At 65.4% G+C, this 16,115-nt stretch carries 14 protein-coding genes and 2 tRNA genes; 13 read left to right on the top strand and 3 right to left on the bottom strand.

The genetic code is table 11. The features are described from left to right. The first annotated feature begins 558 nt into the window (after window positions 1–558). The 11 genes from dnaA (at window position 559) to QN239_RS02190 (ending at window position 13,365) form a co-directional block, all read left to right on the top strand. The gene (gene dnaA / locus QN239_RS02240; RefSeq protein WP_090359542.1) at window positions 559–1,992 is read left to right on the top strand and encodes a chromosomal replication initiator protein DnaA; all 1,434 of its coding nucleotides are present in this window, start codon (window positions 559–561) and stop codon (window positions 1,990–1,992) included. 586 nt (window positions 1,993–2,578) lie between these two features. Beyond that, window positions 2,579–3,772 (top strand): DNA polymerase III subunit beta, encoded by a 1,194-nt coding sequence (gene dnaN, locus QN239_RS02235; protein WP_499007999.1) that lies wholly within the window; start codon window positions 2,579–2,581, stop codon window positions 3,770–3,772. A gap of 30 nt (window positions 3,773–3,802) precedes the next feature. Beyond that, window positions 3,803–4,696 carry a phosphogluconate dehydrogenase (NAD(+)-dependent, decarboxylating) gene (gene gnd, locus QN239_RS02230; RefSeq protein WP_499007998.1) on the top strand — a complete coding sequence of 298 codons (894 nt, stop codon included), beginning with the start codon at window positions 3,803–3,805 and terminating at the stop codon, window positions 4,694–4,696. Window positions 4,697–4,710: 14 nt separating this feature from the next. Further along, on the top strand, window positions 4,711–5,871 hold the full coding sequence (recF, locus tag QN239_RS02225) for a DNA replication/repair protein RecF (RefSeq protein ID WP_499007996.1): 1,161 nt from the start codon (window positions 4,711–4,713) through the stop codon (window positions 5,869–5,871). Then, window positions 5,868–6,416 (top strand): DUF721 family protein, encoded by a 549-nt coding sequence (locus QN239_RS02220; protein WP_499007995.1) that lies wholly within the window; start codon window positions 5,868–5,870, stop codon window positions 6,414–6,416. The genes recF and QN239_RS02220 overlap by 4 nt, the downstream gene beginning before the upstream one ends. Window positions 6,417–6,570: 154 nt before the next feature. Next, window positions 6,571–8,637 (top strand): DNA topoisomerase (ATP-hydrolyzing) subunit B, encoded by a 2,067-nt coding sequence (gene gyrB / locus QN239_RS02215; protein ID WP_499016503.1) that lies wholly within the window; start codon window positions 6,571–6,573, stop codon window positions 8,635–8,637. Between the two features lie 26 nt (window positions 8,638–8,663). Then, the gene (gyrA, locus tag QN239_RS02210; protein ID WP_187097529.1) at window positions 8,664–11,174 is read left to right on the top strand and encodes a DNA gyrase subunit A; all 2,511 of its coding nucleotides are present in this window, start codon (window positions 8,664–8,666) and stop codon (window positions 11,172–11,174) included. 54 nt (window positions 11,175–11,228) lie between these two features. Next, on the top strand, window positions 11,229–12,113 hold the full coding sequence (locus QN239_RS02205; RefSeq protein ID WP_499007993.1) for a DUF3566 domain-containing protein: 885 nt from the start codon (window positions 11,229–11,231) through the stop codon (window positions 12,111–12,113). 68 nt (window positions 12,114–12,181) lie between these two features. After that, a tRNA-Ile gene (locus QN239_RS02200) sits at window positions 12,182–12,255 on the top strand. A gap of 115 nt (window positions 12,256–12,370) precedes the next feature. Further along, window positions 12,371–12,443 (top strand) — tRNA-Ala (locus QN239_RS02195). 289 nt (window positions 12,444–12,732) lie between these two features. Then, window positions 12,733–13,365: a hypothetical protein gene (locus QN239_RS02190; protein WP_499007991.1), complete on the top strand. Its 633-nt coding sequence runs from the start codon at window positions 12,733–12,735 to the stop codon at window positions 13,363–13,365. Window positions 13,366–13,371: 6 nt separating this feature from the next. On the opposite strand, the gene cwsA is transcribed toward QN239_RS02190, so the two are convergent. Further along, window positions 13,372–13,698 carry a cell wall synthesis protein CwsA gene (cwsA, locus tag QN239_RS02185; RefSeq protein ID WP_499007990.1) on the bottom strand — a complete coding sequence of 109 codons (327 nt, stop codon included), beginning with the start codon at window positions 13,696–13,698 and terminating at the stop codon, window positions 13,372–13,374. Between the two features lie 141 nt (window positions 13,699–13,839). Between cwsA and QN239_RS02180 the strand changes: the two genes are divergently transcribed. Further along, a complete protein-coding gene (locus QN239_RS02180; protein ID WP_499007988.1) occupies window positions 13,840–14,367 on the top strand; it encodes a peptidylprolyl isomerase in 528 nt (175 codons plus the stop codon). A 66-nt stretch (window positions 14,368–14,433) separates the two neighbouring features. On the opposite strand, the gene QN239_RS02175 is transcribed toward QN239_RS02180, so the two are convergent. After that, window positions 14,434–14,850 (bottom strand): PH domain-containing protein, encoded by a 417-nt coding sequence (locus QN239_RS02175; protein ID WP_499007987.1) that lies wholly within the window; start codon window positions 14,848–14,850, stop codon window positions 14,434–14,436. 155 nt (window positions 14,851–15,005) lie between these two features. Then, window positions 15,006–15,287: a cell division protein CrgA gene (gene crgA / locus QN239_RS02170; RefSeq protein ID WP_090359595.1), complete on the bottom strand. Its 282-nt coding sequence runs from the start codon at window positions 15,285–15,287 to the stop codon at window positions 15,006–15,008. Between the two features lie 17 nt (window positions 15,288–15,304). On the opposite strand from crgA, the gene QN239_RS02165 reads away from it, so the two are divergent. Continuing rightward, the gene (locus tag QN239_RS02165; RefSeq protein ID WP_499007986.1) at window positions 15,305–16,114 is read left to right on the top strand and encodes a DUF881 domain-containing protein; all 810 of its coding nucleotides are present in this window, start codon (window positions 15,305–15,307) and stop codon (window positions 16,112–16,114) included. Window position 16,115 lies beyond the last annotated feature (1 nt).

The following is a 16,115-nucleotide window of genomic DNA, read 5'->3' as shown; positions in this document are numbered from 1 at the left end:
GTAGCGATGCGATCACGACCACCGTTGGTAAGCTCGTCGATCTCATGTACTAACCGGCGCGGTCCCCGGATACCCGGGTCGCAGCCGTATCACCACGTGCGGGCGACTGCTCGAGGGTACTGACGAGATTTCCCTGGGTCAAACCTGCGCTCGTCATCCTCTGCCACCGCTCCCCCGCCTGTGCGCATGCTCACTTTCGAATCCCCTGTGAAATCACAAAAGTCACACGCGTCACCAACATTACGGCCCTCGCCAGGTACCTCCCGGCAATGTTGCAGAACGGTTGGCACTCGGAGAGAAAACTGTTAGCTTCTGGCAATGCCGTTTCGAAACGAAGCGGCGCCGGACACCAGAGCGAGGACAACCGCCGGCCGAGAGCCCACACGCGACAACGCACGTGACGAGCTCCGACACAGGTTTCCCCGCATACGAACAAGCCAACAGACGACGCGACAATCAAGGCTGGCCACTCTCCACAGACTGTGGATAACCATGTGGACAGTTTGTCGTCGTCGATCCTGGGCACCGCCCAGGCCAGCCGCAAGGGGGTAAGCGTCGTTGGCCGCGGACCCCGATGCTTCCTTCGGCACGATCTGGAACAACGTCGTCGCCGAACTCACATCGTCACTGACCGCACAGCAGCGCGCCTGGCTCCGGATGGTGCAACCTCTGGTCATCACCGAGGGGTTCGCCCTGTTGTCGGTTCCGACGCCATTCGTCCAGAACGAGATCGAACGGCATCTGCGTGAGCCGATCGTCGCGTCGCTGAGCCGTCAACTCGGTCAGCGGGTCGAGTTGGCCGTGCGGATCTCCACGCCGGAACCCGAAGCCGAACCGGTGGCGGCCCCGGCGCCGACCGATACCGAGGAAGTCGACGACGACCTCGAGGCCCGCACCAGCGCCGAGCAGAGCTGGCCGACCTTCTTCAACCGATCGCAGCCCGCCAATCCCGAACCCGATGATGTCAGCCTGAACCGGCGCTACACCTTCGAGACGTTCGTCATCGGCGCATCCAACCGCTTCGCGCATGCCGCCACGCTCGCGATCGCCGAAGCGCCGGCCCGCGCGTACAACCCCCTGTTCATCTGGGGCGAATCCGGCTTGGGCAAGACCCACCTGCTGCACGCCGCGGGTAACTACGCGCAGAAGCTCTTCCCCGGGATGCGGGTCAAGTACGTCTCCACCGAGGAATTCACCAACGACTTCATCAACTCGCTGCGCGACGACCGCAAGGCGTCGTTCAAACGCAGTTACCGCGATATCGACGTGCTGCTGGTCGATGACATCCAGTTCATCGAGGGCAAGGAAGGTATCCAGGAAGAGTTCTTCCACACCTTCAACACGTTGCACAACGCGAACAAGCAGATCGTCATCTCCTCGGATCGGCCGCCCAAGAAGCTGGCCACCCTCGAGGACAGGCTGCGCACCCGGTTCGAGTGGGGCCTGATCACCGACGTGCAGCCACCGGAGCTGGAAACCCGGATCGCGATCCTGCGCAAGAAGGCGCAGATGGACCGCCTCGACGTGCCGCCCGACGTGCTCGAGCTGATCGCCAGCCGGATCGAACGCAATATCCGCGAGCTCGAGGGCGCGCTGATCCGGGTCACCGCGTTCGCCTCGCTGAGCAATACCGCGATCGACAAGGCGTTGGCCGAGATCGTGCTGCGCGACCTGATCGCCGATGCCAGCACCGTGCAGATCAGTACGGCGACCATCATGGCCGCCACCGCCGAGTACTTCGAGACCTCTCTCGAGGAGCTCCGTGGGCCCGGCAAGACCCGCGCACTGGCCCAGGCCCGGCAGATCGCCATGTATCTGTGCCGGGAACTCACCGACCTGTCGCTGCCCAAGATCGGTGAGGCATTCGGTCGTGACCACACCACTGTGATGTACGCCGAGCGCAAGATTCGCGACGGTATGGCCGAACGGCGTGAGATCTTCGATCACGTCAAGGAACTCACCACCCGGATCCGTCAGCGCTCCAAGGGCTGACGCTCCCCTCCCGGCTCCCGATGTGAGCCGAACGGACGAACTTTCACCCGCCTCGCCGCTCGAGGTGCTGTGTGGTGCACCCATCGCCGGAGAATTTTTCCAAAAAACTTCTGTCCCGGCTGCCCCCTTTGTCACAAGAATCGGTGTGGATACCGCTGTGGAGAAGTTGCGCGCAACCGGCCGGACAACCCTCGTTCACTCCACACCGCCGGAGTTATCCACATTCACACCCAGTGTTCGCCTTGTGATTCCACAGCCTGCCCACACCCGCGCGGGCGTCCCGACCAGCACCGCCATGGGGCTATCCCCAACCTGCACAGGCCCTATTACTGTTGCTTGTATATCTACTTAGTTCCTTCTTTAGAAGAAGGCTGTTGGGGACAGAGCATTCCGGCGGTCCGGGCGTGCTCCTCGGGAGCCTCGGTCTCGGCGAGGGAATCGCTTTCAACTTCGCGTCGAACGCTCTACGGTGGTGATTCGATAGCCGGCATGGTCGCCGATCACATCGCGACTAGGCTCGGAGCGACACTGCGCATCCGCGCTCTTGTGCTTGTTTGATGCGGTAGATCGAAGGGACGTTATGGACGTGGTGACGACGAGCGTTGGTCTCACCGATTTGAAGTTCCGCCTGGTACGTGAGGATTTTGCCGACGCGGTCGCCTGGGTCGCTCGCAACCTGCCGAGTCGCCCGACCGTCCCGGTGCTGGCCGGCGTGCTGCTCACCGGGTCCGACGACGGGCTGACGATCTCCGGATACGACTACGAGACGTCGGCCGAGATTCGGGTTGCTGCCGAGATCGCTTCTCCGGGAAGCGTTTTGGTATCGGGTCGGCTGCTCTCGGAGATCACCCGGTCGTTACCGGCCAAGCCCGTCGATGTCAGCGTGGAAGGCACTCGCGTCGCCCTGACCTGCGGTAGTGCCCGATTCTCGCTGCCTACCATGGCAGTCGAGGACTACCCGTCACTGCCCGCCCTGCCCGACGAGACCGGTGTGATCTCGGCTGATCTGTTCGGTCAGGCGATCGGCCAGGTCGCGGTGGCCGCTGGCCGCGACGACACCTTGCCCATGCTCACCGGTATCCGCGTCGAGATCACCGGGGAGAAAGTTGTGCTGGCCGCAACGGACCGGTTCCGGTTGGCCGTGCGCGAGCTCACCTGGTCGACCTCGGTCGCCGGGGTCGAGGCTGCCGTCCTGGTGCCGGCGAAGACCCTGGCCGACGCCGCCAAGGCCGGCACCGCGGGTACCGAGGTGCATCTGGCGCTCGGTGCCGGCGCGTCCGTCGGTAAGGAAGGCCTGCTGGGAATCCGGTCCAACGGCAAGCGGACCACCACCCGCCTGCTGGATGCGGAGTTCCCGAAGTTCCGCCAGCTGCTGCCCACCGAGCACACTGCGGTGGCCACCGTCGGCGTCGCCGAGCTGACCGAGGCGATCAAACGTGTGGCGCTGGTGGCAGATCGTGGGGCGCAGGTGCGGATGGAATTCGACGCCGATGTGGTCCGGCTGTCGGCCGGTGCCGACGATGTCGGTAAGGCTGAGGAAGATCTGCCGGTGGAATTCTCCGGCGAGCCGCTGACCATTGCGTTCAACCCCGGTTATCTGACCGACGGGCTGAGTTCGTTGCATTCCGAGCGTGTGACGTTCGGCTTCACGACACCGAGCCGTCCCGCAGTGTTGCGGCCGGCAGGCGAGAATGATGAGACTGTCGGTTCGTCCGGGCCGTTCCCGGCCGGACAGACCGATTACGTCTATCTGTTGATGCCGGTACGTCTTCCTGGCTGACCGGTCCTACCTCGCGTAAAGGGGACATATATGCAGCTCGGGTTGGTCGGCCTGGGGAAGATGGGCTTCAACATGCGGGAGCGCCTGCGTGGAGGTGACCATGAGGTCATCGGTTTCGACCCGAGGCCCGAGGTCACTGATGTTCCCACCCTGGCGGCACTCGCCGAGGCGCTGACGGCGCCGCGGGTCGTGTGGGTCATGGTGCCCTCCGGTGATATCACCCACCAGACCATCGTGGAGCTCGCTGAGCATCTGCAGCCCGGCGACCTGGTGATCGATGGCGGCAACTCGCGCTACACCGAAGACGGCCCGCACGCAAAGCTCTTGGGCGACAAGGGTATTTCGTATATCGACACGGGAGTCTCCGGTGGTATCTGGGGATTGACCGAGGGCTACGGGTTGATGGTCGGCGGCAGCGACGAGGATGTGGCACGCGCCATGCCGATCTTCGACACCCTGCGCCCCGCCGGTGACGTCGCCGACGGGTTCGTCCACGCCGGCCCGGTCGGTGCAGGCCATTTCACCAAGATGGTGCACAACGGTGTGGAGTACGCACTGATGACGGCGTACGCCGAAGGCTATGAGCTGCTCGCGGCGGAGCCGTTGGTGAAGGATCCGGCTGCGGTTTACCAGGCCTGGTCGAATGGCACCGTGGTGCGGTCCTGGCTGCAGGAGTTGCTGGCCAAGGCGCTCAAGGAAGATCCCGAGCTGGCCAACATCACCGGTTACACCGATGATTCCGGTGAAGGCCGTTGGACCGTCGAGGAAGCCATTCGGCTGCGGGTGCCGGTTCCCGGTATTGCGGCCTCGTTGTTCGCCAGATTCCTTTCCCGGCAAGATGATTCACCGACGATGAAAGCCGTGGCGGCGTTGCGTAACCAGTTCGGTGGGCACGCCGTCAAACGGATCTCCGAGTCGGGCTGACCCGGGACGACGATTTGTACGTACGTCATTTGGTGTTGACGGATTTCCGTTCGTGGCCGCGGGCCGATCTCGAGCTGGGTCCCGGTCAGACGGTGTTCGTCGCACCTAATGGCTACGGTAAGACGAATCTTGTTGAGGCACTGTGGTATACGGCGACCCTCGGATCACACCGGGTGGCCAGTGATGCCCCTTTGATCCGAGCCGGTGCCGACCGCGCGGTGGTCTCGACGATCGTGGTCAATGAGGGACGCGAACTCGCGGTCGATCTCGAGATCACCTCCGGCCGGGCGAACAAAGCCCGGCTCAACCGCTCACCGGTGCGCAGTCCCCGTGAGGTGCTCGGCGTGCTGCGGGCCGTGTTGTTCGCACCGGAGGATCTGGCGTTGGTGCGTGGCGACCCGGGTGAACGACGGCGCTACCTCGACGAGGTGGCGACCACCCGGCGCCCGCGGATCGCCGGGGTGCGGGCCGACTACGACAAGGTGGTGCGGCAGCGGACCGCGCTGCTGAAATCCGCCGGGGCGGCCCGGTACCGGGGTGACACCAGTTTGGTGGACACTCTCGATATTTGGGATGGTCACTTGGCATCCCATGGCGCACAACTACTTTCGGCCCGCGTTGATTTGGTGAATCAGCTCGGCCCGGAAGTGGAGAAGGCCTACCAACTGTTGGCACCGGCGTCGCGGGCGGCCGCGATTCACTACCGCAGCGGCACCGAGGCGGTGGAGGCCGAGGCATCGTCGGGCACCGTCGACCCGGGTGCGTACGAGGCGGCGCTGCTCGAGGAGTTACGTCGGCGCCGTTCCGCGGAATTGGAGCGCGGAGTCTGTCTGGTGGGTCCGCACCGTGACGACCTCGAGTTGCGCCTCGGTGATCAGCCCGCCAAGGGTTTCGCCAGTCACGGGGAGTCGTGGTCGATGGCACTGGGGTTGCGGCTGGCGGCGTACGAACTGTTGCGCACCGACGGCACAGATCCGGTGCTCTTGCTCGACGATGTGTTCGCCGAGCTCGACAGTGCGCGCCGGCAAGCCCTGGCGAAAGTCGCGGCATCCGCGGAACAGGTATTGGTGACCGCCGCGGTCCCGGACGACTTGCCCGGGGATTGGGACGCGCGCCGCATCGAGGTGGATATGCGCGACGATGACACGGGACGGATATCGGAGGTGCTGTCATGACCGGTCAGACCCCGCCCGCGGATGCTCCCGAACCGGAGGATCCCAGGGATATGGTGCGCCGGGTGCTCGAGGAAGCCCGCGGTGCCGCACGTAGTCAAGGCAAGGATGTGGGCCGCGGTAAGACCTCACCCGCCCGGCGCACCGGCCATGCCGGAAAACGACGGAGTTGGTCGGGTCCCGGACCCGATGTCCGGGACCCCCAGGCGTTCGGTGCCGCCACCCGTGACCTGGCGCAGAGCCGCGGCTGGTCCAAGCAGGTCGCCGAGGGTTCGGTGCTCGGTCAGTGGACCGTGGTGGTCGGGGGCGATATCGCCGATCACGCCACACCGACGGGATTACGCGACGGTGTGCTGACGGTCGCCGCCGAATCGACGGCCTGGGCCACCCAATTGCGGATGATGCAGGCGCAGATCCTGGCCAAGATCGCGGCCGCCGTCGGCGACGGCGTGGTGACCTCGATGAGAATCCTGGGTCCGCAGGCACCGTCCTGGAAGAAAGGTCGCTACCACATCTCCGGCCGTGGACCCCGCGACACGTACGGATAGGTCGCCTGAAAGCCGCCAGAACCTCATAAAGGAGTTTCTCAGGCGTGCGGACGCACCCAAGAGCGCGAAATTCCACAGGCGCCGCGTTTAGGTAGGTGAAAACGCCGCCGCAGAGTCAGTCCAGTGCGGGTCAAACGGTAGACTCGGACGAGATCTGCGGGCGGTAGTCGATACCGCCCCCCGCGAACCCCAAGGAGACGCGTCCAACGTGGCTGCCCAAGATCAATACGGTGCCGAGTCGATCAAGGTCCTCGAGGGCCTGGAAGCGGTCCGTAAGCGCCCCGGCATGTATATCGGATCCACCGGCGAGCGCGGTCTGCACCATCTCGTCTGGGAAGTCGTGGACAACGCCGTCGACGAGGCCATGGCCGGTTTCGCCACCAAGGTGGATGTCCGGATCCTCGAGGACGGTGGCGTCCAGGTCACCGACGACGGCCGCGGTATCCCCGTCGCAATGCACTCCACCGGTATCCCCACCATCGATGTGGTGATGACGGTCCTGCACGCCGGCGGAAAGTTCGAAGAGGGCGCCTACCAGGTGTCCGGTGGTCTGCACGGCGTCGGCGTCTCCGTGGTCAACGCCCTGTCCACCCGCTTGGAAGCCGATGTCCGCAAGGACGGTATGGAGTGGTTCCAGACCTATGACCGGTCGGTCCCGGGCACCCTGCGCCAGGGCGAGCCGACCAAGAAGACTGGAACCACCATCCGGTTCTGGGCCGACCCGGACATCTTCGAGACCACCACCTATGACTTCGAGACGATCGCCCGCCGCCTGCAGGAGATGGCCTTCCTGAACAAGGGCCTGACCATCGAACTGACCGATGAGCGCGTGACACCGGAACAGGTCGTCGACGAGATCGTCAGCGATCACGCGGAGGCTCCGAAGTCCGCCGAGGAGAAAGCGGCCGAGGTCGCCGCACCGCACAAGGTCAAGCACCGGGTGTTTCACTACCCGGGCGGCCTGGTCGATTTCGTCAAGCACATCAACCGCACCAAGACCGCGATCCAGCCCAGCGTCATCGATTTCGAGGGGAAGGGCCCCGGTCACGAGGTTGAGATCGCGATGCAGTGGAACGCGGGCTACTCCGAGTCGGTGCACACCTTCGCCAACACCATCAACACCCATGAGGGCGGCACCCACGAGGAGGGTTTCCGCGCGGCCTTGACCACGGTGGTCAACAAGTACGCCAAGGACAAGAAGCTCCTCAAGGACAAGGATCCCAACCTCACCGGCGACGATATCCGTGAGGGTCTGGCCGCGGTGATCTCGGTGAAGGTGTCCCAGCCTCAGTTCGAGGGTCAGACCAAGACCAAGCTCGGTAACACCGAGGTCAAGTCGTTCGTGCAGAAGATCTGCAACGAGGAACTCCAGCACTGGTTCGATGCCAACCCGGCGGAAGCCAAAACCGTTGTCAACAAAGCGGTCTCGTCGGCACAGGCGCGTATCGCGGCTCGCAAGGCGCGTGAGCTGGTGCGCCGCAAGAGTGCCACCGATATCGGTGGTCTGCCCGGCAAGCTGGCGGACTGCCGCTCCACCGACCCGAGCAAGTCCGAACTCTATGTGGTGGAGGGTGACTCGGCCGGCGGCTCGGCCAAGAGTGGCCGGGACTCGATGTTCCAGGCGATCCTGCCGTTGCGCGGCAAGATCATCAACGTCGAGAAGGCCCGTATCGACCGGGTGCTCAAGAACACCGAAGTCCAGGCCATCATCACCGCGCTCGGTACCGGTATCCACGACGAGTTCGACATCGCCAAACTGCGCTATCACAAGATCGTGCTGATGGCCGACGCCGATGTCGACGGCCAGCACATCTCGACGCTGCTGTTGACCCTGTTGTTCCGTTTCATGAAGCCGCTGGTGGAGAACGGGCACATCTTCCTGGCGCAGCCGCCGCTGTACAAGCTGAAATGGCAACGCTCCGAACCGGAGTTCGCCTATTCGGACCGCGAGCGCGACGGTCTGCTGGAAGCTGGAAAGAAGGCCGGTAAGCGGATCAACGTCGACGACGGTATCCAGCGTTACAAAGGTCTCGGTGAGATGGACGCCAAGGAGCTGTGGGAGACCACCATGGATCCGTCGGTGCGGGTGCTGCGCCAGATCACCCTCGACGACGCGGCCGCTGCCGACGAGTTGTTCTCCATCCTGATGGGCGAGGACGTCGAAGCGCGTCGCAGCTTCATCACCCGCAACGCCAAAGACGTTCGCTTCCTTGACGTTTAACGTCAGAAAAACGCGATAGGAATCAGATGACTGACACCACTCTGCCGCCTGGCGACGACGGCGCAACGACTGACCGCATCGAACCGGTCGACATCCAGCACGAGATGCAGCGCAGCTACATCGATTACGCGATGAGCGTCATCGTCGGCCGTGCGCTACCGGAGGTCCGCGACGGCCTCAAGCCCGTGCACCGCCGCGTGCTCTACGCCATGTTCGACTCCGGCTTCCGCCCCGACCGTGGGCACGCCAAGTCCGCCCGCTCGGTTGCCGAGACGATGGGTAACTACCACCCACACGGTGACTCGTCGATCTACGACACCCTGGTCCGGATGGCCCAGCCGTGGTCACTGCGCTACCCGCTGGTCGACGGGCAGGGCAACTTCGGTTCGCCGGGTAACGACCCCGCCGCCGCCATGCGTTACACCGAAGCCCGGCTCACCCCGCTGGCGATGGAGATGCTGCGCGAAATCGATGAGGAGACAGTCGATTTCATCCCGAACTACGACGGTCGGGTGCAAGAGCCGACGGTTCTGCCCAGCCGGTTCCCGAACCTGCTGGCCAACGGCTCCGGCGGTATCGCCGTCGGTATGGCCACCAACATCCCGCCGCACAACCTCAACGAGCTCGCCGAGGCGGTGTACTGGTGCCTGGAGAACCACGAGGCCGACGAGGAAGCCACGCTGGCCGCGTGCTGCGAGCGGGTCAAGGGCCCGGACTTCCCCACCCACGGTCTGATCGTCGGTTCACAGGGCATCAACGACACCTACACCACGGGTCGCGGCTCCATCCGCATGCGCGGTGTCGTTGAGATCGAAGAGGATTCGCGCGGCCGGACCTCGATCGTCATCACCGAGTTGCCCTACCAGGTCAACCACGACAACTTCATCACGTCGATCGCCGAGCAGGTCCGCGACGCCAAGCTGACCGGTATCTCCAATATCGAGGACCAGTCCAGCGACCGCGTGGGTCTGCGAATCGTGGTGGAGCTCAAGCGCGATGCCGTGGCCAAGGTGGTGCTGAACAACCTCTACAAGCACACCCAGCTGCAGACCAGCTTCGGTGCCAACATGCTGTCCATCGTCGACGGGGTGCCGCGCACCCTGCGCCTGGACCAGATGATCCGGTACTACGTCGAGCACCAACTCGATGTCATCATCCGGCGCACCCGCTACCGGCTGCGCAAGGCCAATGAGCGCGCCCATATCCTGCGCGGTTTGGTCAAGGCCCTCGATGCGCTCGACGAGGTCATCGCGTTGATCCGGGCGTCGGCCAACGCCGATGTCGCGCGCAGCGGGTTGATGGAGCTGCTCGACGTCGACGAGATCCAGGCCCAGGCCATCCTCGATATGCAGCTGCGCCGGCTGGCCGCCCTGGAACGTCAGCGCATCGTCGACGATCTGGCCAAGATCGAAGCCGAGATCGCCGACCTCGAGGACATCCTGGCCAAGCCGGAGCGCCAGCGCGCGATCGTCCGCGATGAGCTCAAGGAGATCGTCGAGAAGCACGGCGACGAACGTCGCACCCGGATCATCGCTGCCGACGGTGACGTGACCGACGAAGACCTCATCCAGCGTGAGGATGTCGTCGTCACCATCACCGAGACCGGGTACGCCAAGCGCACCAAGACCGATCTCTACCGCAGCCAGAAGCGCGGCGGCAAGGGTGTGCAGGGTGCAGGCCTCAAACAGGACGACATCGTCAACCACTTCTTCGTCTGCTCCACCCACGACTGGATCCTGTTCTTCACCACCCAGGGCCGCGTGTACCGGGCCAAGGCGTACGACCTGCCCGAGGCGTCCCGCACGGCGCGCGGCCAGCATGTGGCGAACCTGCTGGCCTTCCAGCCGGAGGAACGCATCGCCCAGGTCATCCAGATCCAGAGCTATGAGGACGCGCCGTACCTGGTGCTTGCCACCCGTAACGGCTTGGTGAAGAAGTCCAAGCTCGTCGACTTCGACTCCAACCGCTCCGGTGGCATCGTCGCGGTCAACCTGCGTGACGGGGACGAACTGGTCGGGGCCGTGCTCTGCTCGGCCGAGGACGACCTGCTGCTGGTGTCCGCGAACGGGCAGTCGATTCGGTTCTCGGCCACCGACGAGGCGCTGCGGCCGATGGGCCGGGCCACCTCGGGCGTACAGGGTATGCGGTTCAACGAAGACGACCGGCTGCTGTCGCTCAACGTGGTGCGCGAAGGCACGTACCTGCTGGTCGCCACGGCCGGCGGGTATGCCAAGCGCACGGATATCGAGGAGTACACGGTCCAGGGCCGCGGCGGTAAGGGCATCCTGACGATCCAGTACGACCGGCGCCGCGGCAGCCTGGTGGGTGCCTTGATCGTCGACGACGACACCGAGCTGTATGCGATCACGTCGGGCGGCGGTGTCATCCGCACCGCGGCGCGCCAGGTGCGCAAGGCCGGGCGGCAGACCAAGGGCGTGCGCTTGATGAACCTCGGTGAGGGCGACACACTGATTGCCGTTGCACGCAACGCGGAGGGCCCCGAGGAGCCCGAGGACGACGAGACGCCCGATGAGTAGCGTGAATGCTGATTGCCACCGGCCCCCCGGGGCCAGAGCTAAGGAGCACCTCTGGTGACGTCCCCCAAGGAACCGGGTCACTCACGGGCGGGTGAGGGCCCCGGCGGCGCCAACGGCACGGCCGGCGCTCCCTCAGCCACGCCCGACGGTGAGGTGCCCCCGTGGCAGCGCGGCCCGGCGGCCCGGGCCGGTGCGGCCCGCCCGGCCGAGCAGCCGCCCCGCCCCGCTGAGGGCGGCGCCAGGCCGGTACCGCACGCCCCCGGCGTGGACGCCCGGCTGAACCGTTTCATCGCCGGCGGTAACGCCCCGGCTCGCGACACCCCGCAACGGGAGGCTCCGCAGCGCGAGGCCCCGCAGCGTGAGACCCCCCAGCGCGAGACGGAGGTGATCCCCACGCGCGTCGAGGCGCCGCGGCCCGAGCCGACCCGGTCGGAGAACTACGCGAGTGAGCTCCCCGACCTGTCCGGCCCGGCACCGCGTCCCGCACGCGCGTCCGCCCCACCGGCACCGGCTCCCGCGGCCGAGTCCCGGCCCGCTCCGGCGGCTACCCGGGTGCAGGTCGCCAACCGCAAGCAGGGCCCGGTACGGGCCAGCATGCAGATCCGGCGGATCGACCCGTGGAGCACCCTGAAGGTCTCGCTGGTGCTCTCGGCGGCGCTGTTCTTCGTGTGGATGATCGCCGTGGCGTTCCTCTACCTGGTGCTCGGCGGTATGGGCGTGTGGAGCAAGCTGAACAGCAACGTGGGCGATCTGCTCACCAGCAACAGCGGGACCGGCGGCGAACTCGTCTCCAGCGGAACCATTTTCGGTGGCGCGGCGCTGATCGGCCTGGTCAACATCGTGCTCTTGACGGCGATGGCGACCGCCGGCGCGTTCATCTACAACCTCACCACGGACCTGGTCGGCGGCGTCGAGGTGACCCTCGCCGATCGCGACTGATTCCACCGGTTTGGGAAGACGGGTGCCGTTACGGTAATCTCGTCGCTCGGCCGTAGTGCGGTACATACGGGCCTATAGCTCAGGCGGTTAGAGCGCTTCGCTGATAACGAAGAGGTCGGAGGTTCGAGTCCTCCTAGGCCCACGGAAGGGTTACACCTTGAGGCTGGTGGTGGTGCTGGCGGTGATCGCAGCCGCAGCAGTCGTGTGGCGGTCGCGACACGGCGCCGAAGTGTGGCACACCGCCGATCACCCGTAGAGGGGCCTTAGCTCAGTTGGTAGAGCGCTGCCTTTGCAAGGCAGATGTCAGGAGTTCGAATCTCCTAGGCTCCACAACCTCTCTTTCTCGCCGCGCCGTAGATGCGCTGGCCCCCCTCTCGAGCACCGATCGGATTCGGTTGAGCGCGCGCAATTTTCGTTAAGGTAACCGCCCGATCTCTTACTCCGCGTTTAGTAAACCGGGCATCCTCTCATCAACCCGCCACAGCTCGACGCTGTGAAACGCATAGGGTTCGAACGGTTACCGTGCCGTGTTAAAAATGTGACCTTTGTAGCCCAACGTTACCGAAGTGACATCGCGTCTCGATCCACGCGATGCCATCGGGGAACAAAGGGGAACGACATGACCATTGCGCTTTACCACCAGACACTGCCGGACTGGGCCAACCGCCGGACCCTCGGACGTGCCCTGGTGCGCACCGGAGACGTGATCGCGACGGTGCTGCGGCCCGTGGTGGTCGCGGTGGCCATCCTGATCGCCGCGATGTGGTGGTCGATGCCGCGCGCCGCGGCCGATCCGGTCACTACCGTCCTCAACGATGTGGGCGTCGGCAACAACGGACCGATCAGTTCGATGATCGCGCAAGTCGGTGAGATGTTCTGCCCGCTGATCGCGCAGGCCGGCACCAACTTCGCCAGCGGCTCCTACAAGTCCAACGGCAACCCGATCGGCGGTGCGATCGCGGGTGGGGTGACCAACGCCGTCATCCAGAACCAGTGCCCGTCGTGGATCAACGACATCGCCAACGGGCATCTACCCGGCGTGCTGACGGGTGCGAGTTCGGCACTCAATCCGCTGCAGTCGGTGACCGGTGCGACGACCAATCCCCTGCAGGCACTCACCGGTGCGGCGACCAATGCCGCCCCGCTGCAGACACTCAGCGGGACGGCGGCCGCCATCCCGGGACTCTCGACCGCCGGGATCCCTTCCGTCCCGACGACAGGGCTGCCCGCGTTGACCGGCGCGGCGGGCTGAGCGGCGCTACGGCTTCGGCGCGACCTCGACGCTCGGCGGCAGCGGCGAGGGGTCCGGGCGGGTCGAGCGGCGCACGATCGAGAAGGTGGCGGCTCCGCCCGCCAACACCACCACACCGATCACGATCCACAGCAGCAGCCGACGGCGGCGCGGTTCCTCGACGGCCTCGTCGCTGCGGAGCTTGCTTCCGAGCCAGGATGCCGAGGACGCAGCCGATTTCAGGCCGACGCCGAGGCCGCCGAGGGTGAGGTCGACAGGGCCCACCACGGAGTACTTCAGGCCACGCGCGAGTCGTTGTCCCGACGTCAGCCGGACATCCGTGTCAGAACTCATGGGCACCTCTTTCGCAGGCGAACGGGAAACGCCTCCAGCCTGCCATCAACCGCGCCGGGGCGGTACGGGATGTGCCCGCACGGGGCGCCGGCGCAGGGGCCGTGAAATCGGCCCCGATGAGCGAGTGGCAGACTGCAACTCGTGACGAGCCCCATTCAGACAGCCACCGCGACGCTGCACACCAACCGCGGCGATATCAAGATCGCCCTGTTCGGTAACCACGCCCCCAAGACGGTCGCCAACTTCGTCGGCCTGGCGCAGGGCACCAAGGACTACAGCACCGAGAACGCCTCCGGCGGAACCTCGGGTCCGTTCTACGACGGCGCGGTGTTCCACCGGGTCATCGACGGATTCATGATCCAGGGCGGCGACCCGACCGGCACCGGTCGCGGCGGCCCGGGCTACCGCTTCGCCGACGAGTTCCACCCGGAACTTCAGTTCGACAAGCCCTACCTGCTGGCGATGGCCAACGCAGGGCCGGGCACCAACGGTTCGCAGTTCTTCATCACCGTGGGCCAGACCCCGCACCTGAACCGCAAGCACACCATCTTCGGTGAGGTCGTCGACGAGGAATCGCAGAAGGTCGTCGACGCCATCGCCACCACGTCCGTCGACCGGAGCGATCGGCCGACCGAGGCCGTCGTGATCGAGTCGGTCACCATTTCCTGAACTACGCAGTCCTGAACTACGCACGACCAGCGCACGTCCGCAGCACGCGGGCGTGCGCTGTTTGCGTTATCGGCCGGTGTAGCCGGCGTCGGTGAGGGCGTCGAGCACGTCGAGCGGGCTGGTTCCCAGGTCCCAGCGGGTGAACACGTAGAGCCGGTCGTCGGTGGTGTCGAGCTCGAGCAGCCGGACCTTGCGGGCCAGCCTGCGGAACTCGGTGATCCGGACGAGGGCGATGTCCTCCCGCCGCAACACCCGGGTGCGCCACCATCCCCGCACCGCCAGCCCCTCACCGGAGATTGCCAGCTTCGGGCGTGTGACCCACGACATAGTTGCAAACGCCAGCAAACCCACCGCGGCAAAGCCACCCAGAACACGTCCCGGACCGTCTGTGACCACAGTCACAACGGCTACGGCCATCAGTAATCCCGCGAATCCGATCGCGGCGATGCCCGCGGGTGCGGGGCCCCAACTTGTTTGCTGCATCGCGTCAATACCTGGTCTCACCGTGCAGTTTGGAGTTATCCACAGGCGCTATCCCCAATGGGGATGAATAACAACGTTGTGATTGGATGACGCTGCGGTTGCGAGATGGGTAACACTCCGCAGCCAGAATGAATTCATTCCGGCGTGCTGCGGTCTCAGCGCCACCGCATGGTGAGCAACAGACCTGAGATCATGAAGGCAAAGGCGATCGCGTAGTTCCACGGACCGAGGTTCGCCATCCAATTCAGCCAGGTCGGAGCGTTCAGTCCGGTGGCTCCCAGCTGGAACACCAGCAGCCAGAACAGGCCGACGAGCATCAGCCCGACGAACAGCACCACAAACCACACGCTCGACGGCCCGGCCTTCACCTTGACCGGGGTCCGGCTCACCGGGTTGATGGTGAAGTCGTTCTTCTTGCGAACTTTGGACTTGGGCATGGTTACCTTTGGAGACGATGGGTGATGACGGCCGAAAATTTAACCCCGAGCCTAACGCAGCGCCTGCCCGCGTCGAGAATTCTGCGAGGTCGCGTTCGGCCTGGCGATTCGGTGTGCCGGTGGTCTGTCTGCTCGCCGGCCTGCTGCTGGCGACCACCCACGGGGTCTCCGCCGGTGGCGAGATCCGCCGCAGTGACGCCCCGCGGCTGGTCGATCTGGTGCGTGAGGCCCAGAGCGGGGTGGATCGGCTCACCGCACAGCGGGACCGACTGGTATCGGCCGTCGACAATCATCACGGCGGCTCCCCCGGTGCCACGGCCGCCCTGCAGGCCATCACCCGGCGGTCCGATCAGCTGGCCGAGCAGGCCGGATTGAATCCGCTGCGTGGACCCGGGCTGGTGGTCACCCTCAACGATGCGCAACGCGACGCCGAGGGCCGCTTCCCCCGGGACGCCGCGCCCGACGACCTGGTCGTTCACCAGCAGGACATCGTGGCGGTCCTCAACGCGCTCTGGAGCGCCGGCGCCGAAGGCATCCAGGTCCAGGACCAGCGCATCATCGGCACGTCCGCGCCGCGCTGCGTCGGCAACACCTTGCTGCTGGGCGGGCGCACCTACAGCCCGCCCTATGTCGTCAGCGCGATCGGCGACGTGCGCGCCATGCAGGCTGCGCTGACCGCTGCCCCGTTGGTCACGCTGTACAAGCAGTACGCCGTGCGGTTCGGCCTCGGTTACACCGAGGTGCCCGGTTCGGCCGTCGAGCTGGCGGGATACTCCGCGCCGGTCCGGATGAAGTATGCCAAGCCGGCCGGGCCGCTCGGGTATTAAC

Origin of the sequence: Mycolicibacterium sp. Y3 (assembly GCF_051188035.1) — a bacterium.
GTDB lineage: Bacteria > Actinomycetota > Actinomycetes > Mycobacteriales > Mycobacteriaceae > Mycobacterium > Mycobacterium fluoranthenivorans.
The sequence above is the reverse complement of the archived record's forward strand: the minus strand, read 5'-3'. Positions and strand labels throughout refer to the sequence as shown.

What these genes read in the sequence shown, in the direction of transcription:
- gnd (WP_499007998.1), top strand. Translation starts at nt 3,803, where the DNA reads ATGCAGCTCGGGTTGGTCGGCCTGGGGAAGATGGGCTTCAACATGCGG.
- QN239_RS02220 (WP_499007995.1), top strand. Translation starts at nt 5,868, where the DNA reads ATGACCGGTCAGACCCCGCCCGCGGATGCTCCCGAACCGGAGGATCCC.
- gyrA (WP_187097529.1), top strand. Translation starts at nt 8,664, where the DNA reads ATGACTGACACCACTCTGCCGCCTGGCGACGACGGCGCAACGACTGAC.
- QN239_RS02190 (WP_499007991.1), top strand. Translation starts at nt 12,733, where the DNA reads ATGACCATTGCGCTTTACCACCAGACACTGCCGGACTGGGCCAACCGC.
- cwsA (WP_499007990.1), bottom strand. Translation starts at nt 13,698, where the DNA reads ATGAGTTCTGACACGGATGTCCGGCTGACGTCGGGACAACGACTCGCG.
- QN239_RS02175 (WP_499007987.1), bottom strand. Translation starts at nt 14,850, where the DNA reads ATGCAGCAAACAAGTTGGGGCCCCGCACCCGCGGGCATCGCCGCGATC.
- crgA (WP_090359595.1), bottom strand. Translation starts at nt 15,287, where the DNA reads ATGCCCAAGTCCAAAGTTCGCAAGAAGAACGACTTCACCATCAACCCG.
- QN239_RS02165 (WP_499007986.1), top strand. Translation starts at nt 15,305, where the DNA reads ATGGGTGATGACGGCCGAAAATTTAACCCCGAGCCTAACGCAGCGCCT.